General features: G+C 41.7%; 10 protein-coding genes. All 10 read right to left on the bottom strand.

Annotated features, from left to right (window positions below):
* Positions 1-237: 237 nt before the first annotated feature.
* Positions 238-1,404 (bottom strand): mannonate dehydratase, encoded by a 1,167-nt coding sequence (gene uxuA / locus BLR60_RS13005; RefSeq protein ID WP_090500483.1) that lies wholly within the window; start codon positions 1,402-1,404, stop codon positions 238-240.
* Between the two features lie 59 nt (positions 1,405-1,463).
* Positions 1,464-2,288, bottom strand: a complete 825-nt coding sequence (locus BLR60_RS13000) for an SDR family oxidoreductase (RefSeq protein ID WP_090500481.1) — start codon at positions 2,286-2,288, stop codon at positions 1,464-1,466.
* A gap of 18 nt (positions 2,289-2,306) precedes the next feature.
* Positions 2,307-3,773, bottom strand: a complete 1,467-nt coding sequence (locus tag BLR60_RS12995) for a glycoside hydrolase family 30 protein (RefSeq protein WP_090500479.1) — start codon at positions 3,771-3,773, stop codon at positions 2,307-2,309.
* Between the two features lie 170 nt (positions 3,774-3,943).
* Positions 3,944-5,116 (bottom strand): glycoside hydrolase family 88 protein, encoded by a 1,173-nt coding sequence (locus BLR60_RS12990; RefSeq protein WP_090500477.1) that lies wholly within the window; start codon positions 5,114-5,116, stop codon positions 3,944-3,946.
* Between the two features lies 1 nt (position 5,117).
* Positions 5,118-6,305, bottom strand: a complete 1,188-nt coding sequence (locus BLR60_RS12985; protein WP_090500475.1) for an alginate lyase family protein — start codon at positions 6,303-6,305, stop codon at positions 5,118-5,120.
* A 15-nt stretch (positions 6,306-6,320) separates the two neighbouring features.
* Positions 6,321-8,786, bottom strand: coding sequence for a glycoside hydrolase family 2 TIM barrel-domain containing protein (locus BLR60_RS12980; RefSeq protein WP_090500473.1), 2,466 nt, complete (start codon positions 8,784-8,786; stop codon positions 6,321-6,323).
* 5 nt (positions 8,787-8,791) lie between these two features.
* Entirely contained in the window at positions 8,792-11,434 is a 2,643-nt protein-coding gene (locus BLR60_RS12975; RefSeq protein WP_090500470.1) for a glycoside hydrolase family 2 TIM barrel-domain containing protein, read from the bottom strand.
* Between the two features lie 182 nt (positions 11,435-11,616).
* Entirely contained in the window at positions 11,617-12,699 is a 1,083-nt protein-coding gene (locus BLR60_RS12970) for an endo-1,4-beta-xylanase (RefSeq protein WP_090500468.1), read from the bottom strand.
* A gap of 1 nt (position 12,700) precedes the next feature.
* Positions 12,701-14,530 carry a glycoside hydrolase family 2 protein gene (locus BLR60_RS12965; protein ID WP_090500466.1) on the bottom strand — a complete coding sequence of 610 codons (1,830 nt, stop codon included), beginning with the start codon at positions 14,528-14,530 and terminating at the stop codon, positions 12,701-12,703.
* 102 nt (positions 14,531-14,632) lie between these two features.
* Positions 14,633-16,360, bottom strand: coding sequence for a RagB/SusD family nutrient uptake outer membrane protein (locus BLR60_RS12960; protein ID WP_090500464.1), 1,728 nt, complete (start codon positions 16,358-16,360; stop codon positions 14,633-14,635).
* Positions 16,361-16,363: the final 3 nt, after the last annotated feature.

Raw genomic sequence — 16,363 nt, 5'->3', positions numbered from 1 at the left:
AGCGGTTATCCTCCAGCAACGATGAATCCTGAATTTTCGGGAAAGCATAAAAGCGAAAGACGGGGACACGCTATCCTATTTAGCAAAGGCTTTGCGCTCCAGATATTTAATCAAATGCGTCTAAGCCGATTATTCTTCGACTCTATCGGGACGACTGCAAAAAAAGCCGCAGGTCTTTCGATCTACAGCTTAAGTTTGTTCTTTTAAGATGCCCGCCTGCGCGAGGATGACGGATCATTATTTGAAATTACCGGTTACCCCGATCTCCAAGCCCCTTAATTCGGCCAAACCTCTTAATCGCCCAATGGCCGAATAACCCGGATTGGTTTCTTTAGCCAGATCATCCAACATCTGGTGGCCATGATCTGGACGGAAAGGAATGGATTTATCGCGCAGTGCATTTTCTGCAGTTAATGCTTTCATGATTTCATACATGTTTACATCACCACCTAAATGATCGGCTTCGTAAAAACTACCGTCTTCATCCTTTTTAACGTTGCGTAAATGTGCAAAATACACCCTTTCTTTAACCGCATTAAAAATTTCTAATGCATTATTTCCCATACCAGCGCCTAAAGAACCCGTACAGAAACAAACCCCATTAAAAGCCTGGTCTACTTCTTTAATGATATAGTTAAAATCTTCGAGCGTGCTGGCGATTCTTGGCAAGCCTAAAATGGCATAAGGCGGATCATCAGGGTGAATGGTCATTTTAATCCCTTCTGCTGTGCAAACTTCAGCAATGGATGACAGGAAAAATTTTAAATTCTCCTTTAAACCCTGTGTGCCAATTGCTTTGTATTCATTAATACTGTTGCGCAAAGTTTCCAGTTCGATTTCTTTTTCGTTAGGGATGCCCATTAATACATTAATCCGGAGATCAACCAAATCCTGTTCGGTTAAAGTAGCAAATTTAGCCGCAGCCCGATCTAAAATAGATTCTGCATAATCTGCGTCGGCCCCTTCACGTTTCAAGATATAAAGGTCGAAAATGGCCAGATCGATCCAGTTGAAATAAAGTGCTTTTGAGCCATCGGTCATTTCAAGATCGAGTTGCGTACGTGTCCAGTCTAATACCGGCATAAAATTATAACATACAATCTTAATGCCGCAGGCCGAAAGATTACGCAAAGAGGTTTTATAATTTTCGATGTACTGCACGGCATCTGCCCTACGCGTTTTAATGGCCTCATGTACGGGAACACTTTCTACTACCGACCAGGTTAAGCCCGCCGCCTCGATAATGGCTTTTCTTTCCTGAATATCTGCTAAAGGCCAAACTTCGCCGTGGGGAATATGATGTAATGCGGTTACAATACCCGTGGCACCTGCCTGTTTAACGTCTTGTAAGGTAACCGGATCGTTCGGGCCATACCAACGCCAGGTTTGTTCTAATTTTCTCATTTATATGATTACACTGATTTAAAGGATAATAAAGATTATTTTTACAATATAATGTAGCATTAAACACCGGAGAACGCCGTAAAGCCACCGTCTACTTTAATATTTTCGCCGTTTACAAATTTGGCAGCATCACTGAGCAGATAGACCAGCGCCCCAATTAATTCTTCGGGCGCACCAAACCGTTTAAATGGCGTTTTAGCGATAATGGCCTGCCCTCTTGCCGTTAAGGAACCATCTTCATTGGTTAATAACGCCCTGTTTTGGTTGGTGATAAAAAAGCCGGGCACAATGGCATTCATCCTGATTTTATCCTGATAACGATTGGCCAGTTCAACAGCCATCCATTTGGTATAACTCTCAACAGCTGCTTTAGCCATTGAATAGCCCAATACACGGGTAAGTGCCTGTGTGGCCGACACCGAAGATATATTCACAATACTACCACCATTTTTGGCAATTGCTGCCCCGAAAACCTGCGTAGGCATAATGGTTCCGAAAAGGTTTAAATCAAACGCCTGTTTTAAAGCGGGAACGTTTAGATCAAAAACATCGCTTCCCGGCTGGATTACGGCTTCAGCCACATTTCCGCCGGCTGCATTTACCAATGCATCAATGCGGCCGTAGGTTTTAATGATGGTTGCGTTTGCGTCCATCAGGTCTTGCTCATTCAGTACATCAGCAATAATGTAAATGGCTTTACCACCAGCTTCAGTCACCTCTGCAACCCTTTGTTTCGCTATTTCTTCATTTCTTCCAATAACTACGAGGGTTGCGCCGGCAGCGCAAAGACCATTAATAAAGGCCTCGCCCAAAACACCTGTGGCACCGGTAACCACCACTACCTTATTTTTTAACGAGAACAATCCTTCTATTTCTTTTACCATTTTTTAATTCTATTTATTTTATTCTACTACCAATGTTGTAATGGAGTGTGGCAAACTGGTTGTTGTTGCAGCCTCACCTTTAATCCATAAACTGTATTTTAGCTGGTCATCAGATTGATTCATGACCACTACAACCAACTTACCATCAGCATTTAAAAAAGCTGTTGATTCCAATTGATCGCGGCTGGATGCTGCGCCTATCCTTTTAGCACCCGGCCGGATAAATTTAGAGAAATGCCCCATATAATAATAAGCATTGGTATAAATTAATTTATCTTTTTTCGTATCAGCATGTACAGGCGCAAAACAGAAGTTTCCCACGTGGTTTGGACCGCCTTTTTCATCTAAAAGAATATTCCAGTCCGTCCATGCAGCTGTTCCGGCATTAAAATCGTTAATCATCGAGTAACCATAGCGCTCGCCCAGCGTCCAGTCATCTAACTTATTTACATCATACTTTTCTTTACATCCTTCGGTAAAGATCAAAGCTTTATCGGGATAGGCTTCATGCGTTTGTTTCACATTACCAAACTGCATGCCGCTGCCTGTCCAGGTTTCATACCAGTGGAAGCCGATGCCCCAAACATATTTGGCAGCCGCTTTATCATTTAAAATGGTACTGGCCCGCTGGAAAATCTGGTCGCGGTTATGGTCCCAGGCAATAAGTTTTTTTGAGGCGAGACCCGATTTTTTTAAGGTTGGACCCAAAAAGTTTTTAATAAAATCGCGTTCTTCTTCAGCACTGAATACACACGATTCCCATTTCTGTTTAGCCATGGGCTCATTTTGTACACTTAAACCCCAAACCGGGATGCCCATGGCCTCGTAGGTTTTAATAAATTTTACATAATGATTGGCCCAGCTTTGACGGTAAGCCGGCAATAAATGTCCACCCTGAATTAAACTGTTGTTATCTTTCATCCAGGCCGGTGGCGACCAGGGGCTTACAAATAATGGCAATTTTCCGCCTGCCGCAACAATGGCCTGTTTAATTAAAGGAATTTTATATTGCTCATCGTGCACTACGCTAAAGGTCTTAAGATCCAGGTCATTATCCTGTACATAGGTATAACTTTCGCTGGAAAAATCGCAACTGGCAATATTGGTGCGGGCCAGCGTATAACCAATACCCTTATCCTGACTATAATAAGCCGTTAAAAGTTCCTGCTGATTTTTCTTTGATAATTTGGCAAATGTTTCTGCCGAAGCATCTGTTAAGGCACCTCCAATACCCACCAGGGTTTGATATTTTATAGTTGGATCGACAAAAATACAAGGCTCTGTTTCAAACGGTTGTTTGTTCTCCGTAAAACTTAAAGTTTCGGTTTTACTGATGCGGTAGTCAGACTTTTTTGCCGTGGTGTAAACCGTTACCTTTTTATTGGCAACTGTATACGTTTGCATTGGCTTTGCCACTTTTTTCTGCTGGGCAGACACCTGGAATGCCATGGTTAGCATAAACAGGATGTTTAGATTTCGTTTCATATGATATATTTATTTACCACTCAAAGGTATTGCGATGATCAGGGCCCAATTTACGAACAATTCGATCCTTCCATCATAAATTTCAAATTTACAGTTCAAATCTGATCTGGCTAAACAACCCTTCATCATCTGCTGATAATTGAAGAAAATGCCATTCGTGATCTAACATTTTATTTTTTACTTCTGAGCAAAGCTTCCAGGTAATAATAATCGGCATAATTGATCGGCACATCTATTTCAGATTTTGCCGGACGGTGACCGGTGCTATGCTCCAGGATGAAGCCATAATTATCGCCAGGTTTGCTCCTATATTTTGTACTTAAAGAATATAAAATCTTATCGGCCGCTGCCTTATATTTTCTGCCATTATTACTATATTTTGCCAAATCGTAAAGCGCAGATGCTGTAATTGCAGCTGCAGAGGCATCACGCGATACATCCGGAATTTCTGGATCGTTATAATCCCAATAAGGAATCCCATCAGCCGGCGTAATTTTATTGTTCAGGATAAAAGCCGCAACACCATCAGCCTGAGTTAAATATGCATTGTTTTTTGTTTCCCGGTAACACATGGTATAACCATATAATGCCCATGCCTGGCCCCTTGCCCATGCAGATTCGTTTGCATAACCCTGTGCCGTTACTTTTTGAAGCACTTTACCCGTTAAGGTATCGTAATCGATTACATGGTAAGAACTAAAATCGGGTCTGAAATGGTTTTTTAAGGTAGTATTGGCGTGGGTTACCGCAATTTTGTAGAAAGAGGAATCGCCCGTCAATTTAGTCGCCTCGAACAAAAGTTCAAGGTTCATCATATTATCGATAATGACAGGATATTTCCATTTATCGCCATTATGGTCCCAAGATTTGATTACGCTTGCCCTAGCATTGAACCTGGTAGATAAGGATTTTGCTGCCTGAATAATGACTGCTTTATAAGCCGGATCGCCTGTTAAACGGTATCCGTTACCAAACGGACAGTAAACCATGAAACCGAGATCGTGTGTTCCTTTATTAAACTGCTCCTTTTTGATGTCTTCGGTATATTTTTTAGCTAAATCCAGCCATTTTTTATCTTTAGTATACTGATAGAAATACCAAAGCTCTGCGGGGAAAAATCCGCTGGTCCAATCTTTTGACGCTACCATTTTGAACTGTCCATTTTCTACGGTGCGTGGCGAAACCAGGCTAGGCTTAACTTTTCGTGCTGAATCTACATTTTTAATTAATAGATTAGTTTGATTAGCGGCAGCTGCAAAAGCCTTTTTCACATGTATTTGTTGAGCCTTTACCATACTGAAAGACAGTATAGTTAATGCTATTATCGTTAATTTTATCTTCATATTATAGCCAGATTAATGGATTACGGATAGGTAAATTTCTAATCACTTCTTCTACTTGTGGTTGGTGGTCTAATTTTGCCCAGGTTTGGTACCAGTTTAATTGATTAAATTCTACCGCACCAAATAACAAAAAAGGCTGGGCAACGGGCCAGTTATTCCAGTACATCACATCAGGTTTTAAGGGCCAATTGCTTTTATCAGCAATAAATGGATACAGATAAAGAATTCCTTTTTTAATTGATTTGCCATCGGCAGTTTCAAAGTTCCAAAGGTTATCTTTTGGACCGGACAGAATCTGGCAGAGCATGGTCATCGCATCAAGATTAAAAATCGAATAGCCATAAGGTTTTGTTCTGGCCATTTCTAAAGGGAAACTACCATCTGGCCCCATTTGGTTAGGGAGCAAGATGGTTTTATAACTGTTGCGCAAAGAATCGAGCATATTTTCATCCCCACAAAGTTTGGCAAACGAAGCCACCTGCATGGCCCAACAGGTAGCATGGTTGTTTTTTACCGTTTTCTCTTGAATACCCGGTTTGCTGGTATTTAACCATAATGTATAATCGGCAAACCACTTTTTAACACCTTTAGCCGTATTTGGATCGAAAGCTTTTGCTTTTTGCATTACAAACGCGCCCTGCGCCACCTCCATTAAATGAATGGTATCGATAATACCATAATTACGTCCGGTAAATTTACCTTTTACCGCCTGCGCAAAAAGCAGATTTGGATTCATTAAGGTTTCAGTATTGATAAACCAGGCTTGAAAGTGTTTAGCCGCTGCTTTTACATATTTTTCATCGCCCGTAATTTTATAGGCAGAAGCTAAGGCGCCGATAATTTTGCTGAAACGCACCATGGCTTTGCGATGGTCTAAAAAGTTATCAGGATTAGTCAAACCATCCCTGTTGATGTATGGCCCATCTGGATGTTGTGGATCTGGCCAAAAATAATCGGCTTCTGAGAAAAAATCGTGTTTTCCGCCTGCACTCCTTGGCGAAGAAGAAGCAGTTACCGTGATGGGCTTTTGTTGCATGGCCCAGGCCGCTTCGGCCAAAATCTGTTTTTTTAATATAATTGCCACCTGTTTTTCAAAATCAGGTCCTTTCGGATCGGGTTTTTGCGAGGCCAATACTGTTCCGCTAAAACAGAGCAGTATGATTAAAGTATATGGGATAAATTTATTCATAGATTGTTGGGTTAGTTATGATAAAGTGATAAAAACGGTTTTTAATCCTTCAACACTTACGGATGCCGCACTTTGCCCCCGGTTTAACTTTACCCTGATCACCGCCCTGCCATTATAAGCCTGTACTTTTCTGGATCCTAAAGAAGTGCCTTGATTATCAATTAATTTACCATCGCCAGTTAAACCAAAAGTTATCCAGTTAATGGCATCCAAACATGGTATGCCCTGCTCATCTAAAAGTCTTACTTCAATGGTCGCCACATCATCCTGCTGATCAATTTTCTTTAAGACCAATTTAGCAGGTTTGGTCCATTTTTCGGTTTGATAAATGAATTTAATTTCATCATTGACCACCTCTTTACCTTTTTTAGCGATTACTTTAACGGTATTTTCGCCTTTCATAAAAGGCAGGTTCCAGCGCAGGCCGGCTGCAGGGTAATCCTGACTGTTGCGTTTTTTGCTACCGAAACTTTTACCATTCAGAAAAACCTCCGCCTCGTTGCAGTTCGAGTATACCTTAACCATTTTTTCTTCACCCTCATCGCCCCAACGCACCGGCCAGGTATGTCCGTAAAGGTGAACCATGGGTTTCGCTGTCCAGTAAGACTGGAAAACATAATAAGCTTCTTTTTTAGTAAAATCGCGTTCCACTACCCCTTTTTGGTTCATATAAGGCACAGGATTATCAGGACGAACCGGTGTAGAAAAATCCTTAAAAGGCCAGTAAGCTGTTCCACTTAACCAGGGCATGGTTTCCTGCTCTTTTAAGTGCCAATCGATTAAATTGGTAATGTACGATTCGCTCCAGTCGCCATCTTTTGAAATCCTGGCCGCACCGCCGTACAATGAAGCATCACCAGCCCTTTCATCGGCGCTACCACCGGTTTTGATTTTACTCAAAGCTTTATCGGGATTTTCGGAATGGCGCATGGCATGACTATCGCCACCCCACTCTACATGTAAAAAGCGTTTTACCTTGGCAAATTCATCTTCTGAAGCTTTTTTATAATCGGTATAGGCACCGCGATACCAACCTGCCCAGATGGAAGGGGAATACACATCAACAATGTCGCTGCAAAAATCGCATCGGCGGATGGCCGTGTAACGCGATTGATCAAGCTGGTGAGAAAGATCATTCAGTTCTTTCATAAATGTTCTGATTTTCTCCTTATCAAATTCAGGAAAATCGCCAGGCCAGTCGTTTTCGTTACCCAACCCCCAAATGATAATAGAAGGATGGTTGTAGTGTTGCTCTACCATATTGGTGAGCATCCTTTTAGCCTGTTGTTTATACATATCGCCACCCAGACCACCACGGCACCAGGGAATCTCTTCCCAAACCAAAATGCCCAAACTATCGCAAAGGTTTAACACGATGCGCGATTGCTGATAATGCCCTAAACGGATAAAGTTAATGCCCATATCTTTCATCATCTGCATTTCCTGGCGGATCATCTCTTCGGTCATCGCTGCCGCTACACCTGCATGATCTTCGTGACGATGGGTACCCCGTAACAATAAACGTTTACCATTGAGGTTAAAAGGTCCTTTTTCTACAAATTCGATGTTACGAAAACCGATTTTTTCTTCACCTTTATAATTACCGCTTGAGGCGATTAATTCATATTGCAAGGTGTACTGTAGTGGTTTATCGGTACTCCATAAAACCGGCTTTTTAATTTCGATGTCCCATAATTTTAAATCACCATTCGAAATTTCTATTTTTTTATACGTTTCATTTACGATTTTACCGTTTGGATCAACCAATTTATATTTAATGCCTGCACCTCCAATCTGGTCGGGATGATAAAACCTGGCCTTAACACTTACTTTACCCAATTTACTCTGTGTATCTACTTCGGCTTTGGCAAATAGTTTATCAATTGAAAGCGATGGAACATAAACCAGGTTGAGGTAACGGTAAATTCCACCATAAATATTAAAATCAGATAAATCGGATGGGATCATTTCGAGATCTCTTGAATTATCTGTTCGTACAGAAACCGGAACTTTACCTTTAAACTGTTTTTGATAAATATCTGTTTTTTTAAAAGCAGCCACCGCATCGGTAATGTCGACCTTCCATTCATCATAACCGCCTACATGTGTAGCCACTTTGGTGGTATAAACATAAACTTCTGTTTTTTGCCCTGCACCTTCAAAATGCAAAATTGTTCTGCCCTTTTGATATGGATTGGAGATGTTAAGCTGTGTACGGTACCAGGCCGGTCCCTGATAATAATTCATATCAGGATCAACCGCATCCTCCGCATTTACGCAATGTGGCAGGCTTACGTTTTGCCAAAGGGGTAACGCTTCGGGATTGCCCAGTCCAACAGGACGAACAGCTTCCCAGATGCCACCCAAATCCTGCTTTAAAAACTCCCAGTTATTGTTTAAACGAACCGATTGTTGGGAAAACAATAACTGACTGGTAAAGAGTGTAATGGATAACGTTATATAGATAATTTGCTTTAACATATGGATTAATATATTTTTCTAAGCTGAATGGCATTCAACACCGGTTTACCCTGGATGGCATTAAAATCAATTGAGATACCTTTACTATTTTGTACAGTAATCCGGATGGTTTTCTTTACAGCGGTAGTATAACCAAAATCAGCAGCCAGGTTCAGTTTAGGCAAAAATGCGGTTCCATTAATCAAGACATCGAAAATACGCTGCTCCGCCACCTCTTTTTTATGGTTATTATCTAAATTGTAAGCCAAGGCCTCTTTGGTTTCGCCACCAACCAACTCGGCAAAGTAAAGTGCAAGGTCGTATTCCCCATCAGGCACATCAAATCTAAACTGTTTAATGTCTACCTGCTGCGTTTGATAAATCGGGTCGTTATCAGTACCCAAAATATTTTTGTCGCTGCCGTAGGTAATCCGGTTGTTGGTTCCTTTGTAGGGATCACCACCTATCCAACCCCACGAACCAGCTCGATAAGGTTGAGCGGGCATCCAAAGCTGGTGTTCCTTTTCGTCGATATAAAAGCGTTTGGAACCCAAAAGGATATTGATGTTTTTGAACGGAATTTGATCATCGTTAAATTTAAAAGGCTGCAACTGAAAGTTAATATCAGCCTGATCGGTCTGACTGCCGGAAACCACGCGCAACTGGTTTTTTCCATTCACAAAAGGCACCTGCCAATCGATGATATGATCTACGGCATCTTTTACACCCAAACTTTTACCATTGAGAACAAGTTCTGCAGATTTTAAGTTGGTGGCAATTTGCACAGGTTGTGTACTGGTTAAAGCAGCAGAATCTGCCGTTCCCGTTCTGTCTTTCCAGTGGGCAGAAGTAATTTTAAGGTAAGGTTTGCCCAATAAGTAAGCCTGATAAAGGAAATAAGTATCTTTGGGCTCACGGCCAATGGTTAATAAACCTTTATTGTTGATGTGTGGCATTGTTTCCTCACGCGTTTCGGAGTTGAAATCGGCTAAATTCCAGGCTTCACCGCCTGCTACAAAAGGCCTGCTTAACATGGCATTTAAATAAACCTGATTGAATTTGATGCCGTACTCTACACTTTTATCAAAACGGATGGGTGAAAAAGAACGGATCCTCGGATCGGCATCCGCACCATATTCGGTAACCATGAAAGGCGTATTGGGCAATTCTTTATGGTGACGGTCTAAAAATTTGCCGAAATCTTCCGGAACGCCGGAATACCAGCCAGAATACAAGTTCCAGCCTACAAGCATCGGGATTTTGGTTAAACCCACTTTATTATAGATATCCCAGGCACCGTGGTTAACCAAAAGGGTGTATCGGGATGGATCTAGTTTACGGGTTAAACTATCCAGTTTTTGTGCCAGCTCGCGTACATGATCAAAATATACCTGCTGACGGGGTTTATCGTTCGAAAACTTTAAGCGGAGCAAAATTTCGTTCATATAAGCCCAGATGATGATGCTGGGGTGATTGAAATTTTGTTTAACCATCTCTGTTTGCATATTTAAACAGTTATTGGTAAAAGCATCTGTTTCGGTAATGGTATTCACCACCGGAATTTCAACGGAGGCTAAAATGCCCAAACGATCGCAGGCTTCTAAAATCTGTGGATCCTGAGGATAGTGCGCTACCCGTAAAAAATTACCACCCATGGCTTTTAGTAGTTCAACATCTCTGATCTGCAAGGCATCTGGTGTAGCATTGCCCCTATTTTCATAATCCTGGTGACGGCTTGCACCAATGATTTTCAATGGCTTATCGTTCAGGAAAAATCCTTTATCGGCATCAAATTTAAACCATCGAAAACCCAGTGGATTGGAAACCTGATCGATTACCGATTTAGTTTTAACATCGATAATTTTAGTAACCACACGGTATAAATAAGGATTCTCCGTCGACCATAATTCGGGTTTTGGAATCGATCTGATATCCTGGGTGATTGTTTTGTGCTCGTTTTTATTAATATTTAACGCAGTAGTATGCCTGGTAACCGAATTGCCTTTTGCATCAAAAATGGTACTTTCAACCTGTACTTTACGGGCATTTGCAGAAGCGTTATCGATAGCACTTTTTATCTGTACACTTGCAGATGAAGCCGAAACCTGTGGAGTAGTAATAAACACGCCACCGCTACCATTATCAGTTTGTAAAAAATGAACCGGATGGGTAATCAATAAGCTTACATTTCGGTACAAACCGCCAAAAAAAGTAAAATCGGCGGTTAAAGGCGGAATATCTTCATTGAAACGGTTATTGGCTTTTACTTCGATTACATCGTTTTTATAGTTGAGATAGGCAGAAATGGGTACGATGAAACGGGTATAACTGCCAATATGTTTAGCCGCTGATCTGCCATTAACCAGGACTTCTGCTTCCTGGGCAACACCGTTAAAAACCAAAAATATTTCTTTGCTTTTCAGGCTTTCATCGAGTTTTAATTTACGCTTGTAAATACCCAAACCACGGTAATAACCAGGCGCATCATCCAGTACATCTTTATCGTTCCAGGTGTGCGGGATATTTACCTGCTCTACCTGCCCGCCCTCTTTGCTAAACTGCCACTGATCGTTTAAACTAATGGTTTTCCGACCGGTATCCTGGGCAAAACTGGTTAAGCCTATAGTTGCTGCAATAAATAATAATAAAAGTGATTTCGCTTTTAACATTCGTTTGGTTTTGTCAATTCAGTTCATCTGGTCAGTGTTGCTACCTGTCTTGGCCAAAAAGGCACAAAGACATCAGTTGCCATGGTCTGTGTTACCCCCAGGCCATTTTTTATCGTAAATTTCCTCTACTGGTTGGTGTCACACCGAAACAGCCACAGAATCCGTTCTCCTATCTGCTTTCCTTATTTAACCCCATCCAAGATGCCCTGATAGGCTGCCTTTCGCTTGTACGATGCATCAAAAGGTAATGGCCAATCCGGTCGGTTGTAAAAAGATTGAATCCAGCTATCGGCATCGGTTACATTCCATTGCGTAATGCCATATTGCTGGCTTTTGGGTATAGCGTTATAGGCTTTAACAATGGCTTTATATTTTGCGGCTTGCTGCTCGCCCAATGTTGTGGTATAGGTGATCGACTGCACATTATCAGGATTTAAGGAAATATCAATCTCTGAAATATGAATTTTTAAACCGGTAGCTGCAGCGGTAGTTATAGCGGCACTTAAATTGGCATCGCTCTGCGTAACGCGCGTATGCATCTGGATCCCGATTCCATCAATGGGGATACCCTTATTTTTCAAACCCATAACCAGGTTCAGGATAGCGGTACGTTTGGTCGGGCTAAATTCATGGCCATAATCATTGTAAAACAATAAAGCAGCTGGATCTGCTTCGTGCGCGTACTGAAATGCCCTACCGATATAATCAGCGCCTAATTTTTGTAACCAAATGCTTGGACGCAGCGTACCGTCTTCGTTAATGGCCTCGTTTACCACATCCCAGGAGCTTACTTTACCTTTAAAATGCCCAACAACGGTTTGAATATGCGTTTTAAAGAGGTTCTCCCAGTCGGCAGTGGTACCCTGGAAATTATTTACCCAATCGGGTAATGATTTATACCAGTTCAGCGTATGCCCATGCACTCTTTTCCGGTTGGCTAAAGCGAAGTCGACCAGGTAATCGGCATCGCTCCAGGTATACGTATCCTTTGCCGGATGTACAGATGAAAATTTCATGGCATTTTCTGCCGTAATACTGTTAAATTCTTTGATAACCAGATTTCGGTAGCTGGAATTGCTTTTTAGCAGATTTACATTGATGGCCGCCCCCATTGGAAAAGGCATGCTTTTTAATGTTATTTCTGCTGTAGGCTGTAATGTTCCGGGATCAATACTGGTGCTTTCGTATTTAGCACAAGAGATGAACAACAGCGACGTCGAAATCATGATTTTCGAAGCGAAACTAACTTTCCATAATCTGTTCATGTTATTTGTATTTAGCCTGCATTTGATCGTAAAAGTTTTTCAGCACATAAAAGGCTTTCTTTTTCTTACCTGTTTCGCTAATCAACCCTTTACGGTTCCAAAAATTCTGATAAATAGGATGCTGTCTTCTAGGCGACCTAAAATCGGTTAAGATCCATGGTGTCATGCCGCGTAGCGCACCAATTTTTGTGAGCATGGTAATCTGATTTTTATATAAAGCTTCCTGGTACTCTTCACTCCAACGGGTATTTTCGTCGGCATGGAAACCGCCCAAGGCATCGCCACCAAACTCGGTAATCACCACTGGCTTTTTATATTTGATATCGAAATTATACTTGGTGATTTCGGATGGATTGCCACCCCAGTACCAGCCGGCGTATTCGTTAAAACTAACCAGGTCTATTTTCTCGCCCAATGGATCATTTAAAATGATGTTATTTCCTTCACGGTGTACCTCTAAAGCTGCAGCTACCAAACGGCTATCATCTAGAGAACGGGCAGTTTCTGCCAGATTGCTCATAAAACTCAAACGGGCATCGCTCAGCGGGGTTTCATTGCCTATCGACCATACAATTACACTTGCCCTGTTTTTATCGCGTACAATTAAATCGGTTAACTGTTTTTTCGCATTGGCATAGGTAGAAGGGTTGGTCCAGCTAATGGTCCAGTAAACGGGTACTTCTGCCCAAACCAATAGGCCCATTTCATCGGCAAGGCGGATCATTTCCTCGTTGTGCGGGTAATGCGCCAGGCGGACGTAGTTACAGTTCATATCTTTTGCCCACTGCAACATCATGCGCATATCGCCCTCGCTGCGTAAACGTCCGGCTAAAAGCGGGTTCTCATCATGGAGTGATATGCCCCTTAAAAAAACAGATTTACCATTTAACAGGATGCTATCACCGTCAACACGAATGGTCCTGAAACCAATTTTATCGTCAATGTTTTCTTTATCGGTTTTAATATTTACCGCATATAATTTTGGGGTTTCCGGCGACCACAAACTCAGGTTGTTCCAGGTAAACTCATCTGCAATTTTACCCTCAGCATCTGTTTTGTATTTCTTTTCCAGCTTCAGTTCAGGGATAGAAAGTGTAATTTCCTGTCCGGCAGTAGCATCAGCCAGTTTTACCGAAAAGTTTAACAGGTTGTTGTTGCCTTTAACCAGTTGAAGTTTATAATCACTGATGAAATGCTCAGGGAATTCAGCCAGAAAAACGTCGCGGGTAATGCCGCCGTAATTCCACCAATCAGTATTTACGGTTGGAATTTCATCCTGTTTGCGGATATTATCCACTTTAAGCACGATGGAGTTTTCTCCTGCTTTTAAGTTACCGGTAACATCAAACTGGAAAGGTGTAAAACCACCTTTGTGTATACCTAGTTTTTTACCGTTAAGGTAAACATGGGCTTCGTAGTTTACTGCACCGAAGTACACAAAATACCGCTTCCCTTTTTCGGGTTTTGCATCAAACTTTCTGCGGAGCCAGACATTACCTTCATAAAGTTCTAATTTTTCGGATTGTGAGTTCCAATCGCCAGGAACATTCATTTGCGGTGAATGATCAAAATCATACTCAATCAGTTCTGATTTATCTTTCTGCACTCTATCATCATAAAAACCTCCTGATCCCGATTTCGACTGATCAAATGGATCATGGCGGTAATCATAGTAACCGTTTTCGTAGGGATCTATAATGTAATTCCATTTACCATTAAGGCTCTGGATTTTCCGGCCCTGAATGTTCTGTATAGCCGTAACCTGACCGTAACTGATTGAAGAAAGAAGAGAAAAGCAGATTAAAAATACGCTATAGGTTGTTTTTAGCATAACTTAAATTTTTAATATTAATTAATTGATCGTTCCCAAAATTAACGATTAATTAACGGACGATGTTGCCACCGCCCCCTAAATTTGAGCAAAATTTGGTTTTTATTGATATCCTGGATTTTGTCCCAGGCTAGGTGCCTTATTTAATTCTGTTTGCGAAATTGGATAAAGATAATTTTTTGCTGCAAATACCCTGTTTTCTACCGTAAATGGGGTATAGCTAAAAGTTGTTGGCGTTAACTGTACAATACGCATTCCGGTAACCGGTTTATTAAATGTCGTTTCCCCTTCTTTCCACCTGCGCACATCATAAAAGCGGTGTTCTTCGAAACATAATTCTACCCTACGCTCATTACGGATTCTTTTGCGGAGTTCGTCTTTAGTTGGGGCCACATAACCATTGCCGGCAGCATTCGTGGTCTGTAATGCGGGCATGGCCACCCCTGTTCTGTTGCGGATGATGTTCAAAACCCTTAAAACTTCGGCCTGTCCGGCTGTGCCTTGTACTTCGTTAACGGCTTCGGCATAGTTTAACAATATTTCAGCATACCTGAACAAAACCCATGGACGGCGGATATTGGTGGCTGTGCCTGCCCAAACGGCACTTTCACTTAAATACTTGCGCATATAATAACCTGTTTTAGTGGCATTCACATTTAAGCCTAAACCATCCTTACCGCCAACAAATGTTTCAACGGGCTTACTTTTGAAGGTAGAACCATTGTACATAATGGCAAAATTTAAGCGTGGGTCGCGGTTGGCGTAAGGATTCGTAGCTACATAACCAGAGCTGGCGTCGCTGATAGGCCTGCCTGTAGTTTTCATTTCAAAGGCATCTACCATTTCTTGCGTCGGGTTGGTACGTCCGGTTGCACCATCATAACTTACAGGTGCATTGGTACTTTCGATAGCATTGGTATTTAGCGTTTGGGTAGCAAAGATGACTTCAGTGTTGTAAGCTGCTCCAGATACATTCCACAACCAAATATTAGGATAAGAGGTGTAAATATTGTGCTTACCGGTATCCATCAGTCTTTTAGCCGCATCAAGCGCAGCCTGCCATTTGGTTACATCGTTTGTTGGGTTATATTGCGGACTCGCTGCATAAAGCAACATACGCGATTTAAGGGCCATTGCCGAAGTTTGTGTAGCCCTGCCCCTGTTGGTGGTATTCCATTCTAATGGCGAAAGCGGTAACCGGGATATGGCTGCTTCACAGTCAGCAGCTATTTGTGCCACACATTGATCAAAAGTATTTCTCGGTAAATCTAAATTATCGTTAACAGTTAAGGTTTTGGTTACGATGGCAAAACTGCCATATCGTTTTAAGAGTTCGAATTCGAAAAATGCCCTTAAAAAATAAGCCTGACCCTTTAAACGCTCTATTTGTGCAGCATAAGTCTGGTTTTCTGCAACGTTGGCCGGTAATACCTCATCAATTGGTACAATGGCGCTGCCATCTACTTTTTCGAGAAACATATTGGCTTTTCTGATGCCCACATACATATCTACATATACATCATCAAAGGTTCTTACCGGGCTCCAGGTACCATTATTTAGCGTAGAGATGGATGCATTTAAGTTTGAGTTTACCGCCTCATCTGTACCTGATGCCAAAAGGGCACCATCACCCAAATTATAACGGTCAGAAACAACAGCGTAAACATTGTTTAGAAAGTTCCTGGCGTAATCAGGATTCGCCCACAACTGCGCTTCGGTAATATCATTGGTTCCACTGAAAGACCCATCCTGAAGAAAGTCTGATTTTTTACACCCTGCTACCTGTAAAATAATGAAGGCCAGGATTGGGTAAAATATATTTTTTTTCATTGT

The organism is Pedobacter terrae, assembly GCF_900100705.1.
Classification (GTDB): Bacteria; Bacteroidota; Bacteroidia; order Sphingobacteriales; family Sphingobacteriaceae; genus Pedobacter; species Pedobacter terrae.
This window is presented reverse-complemented; position numbering and strand designations above follow the sequence as displayed.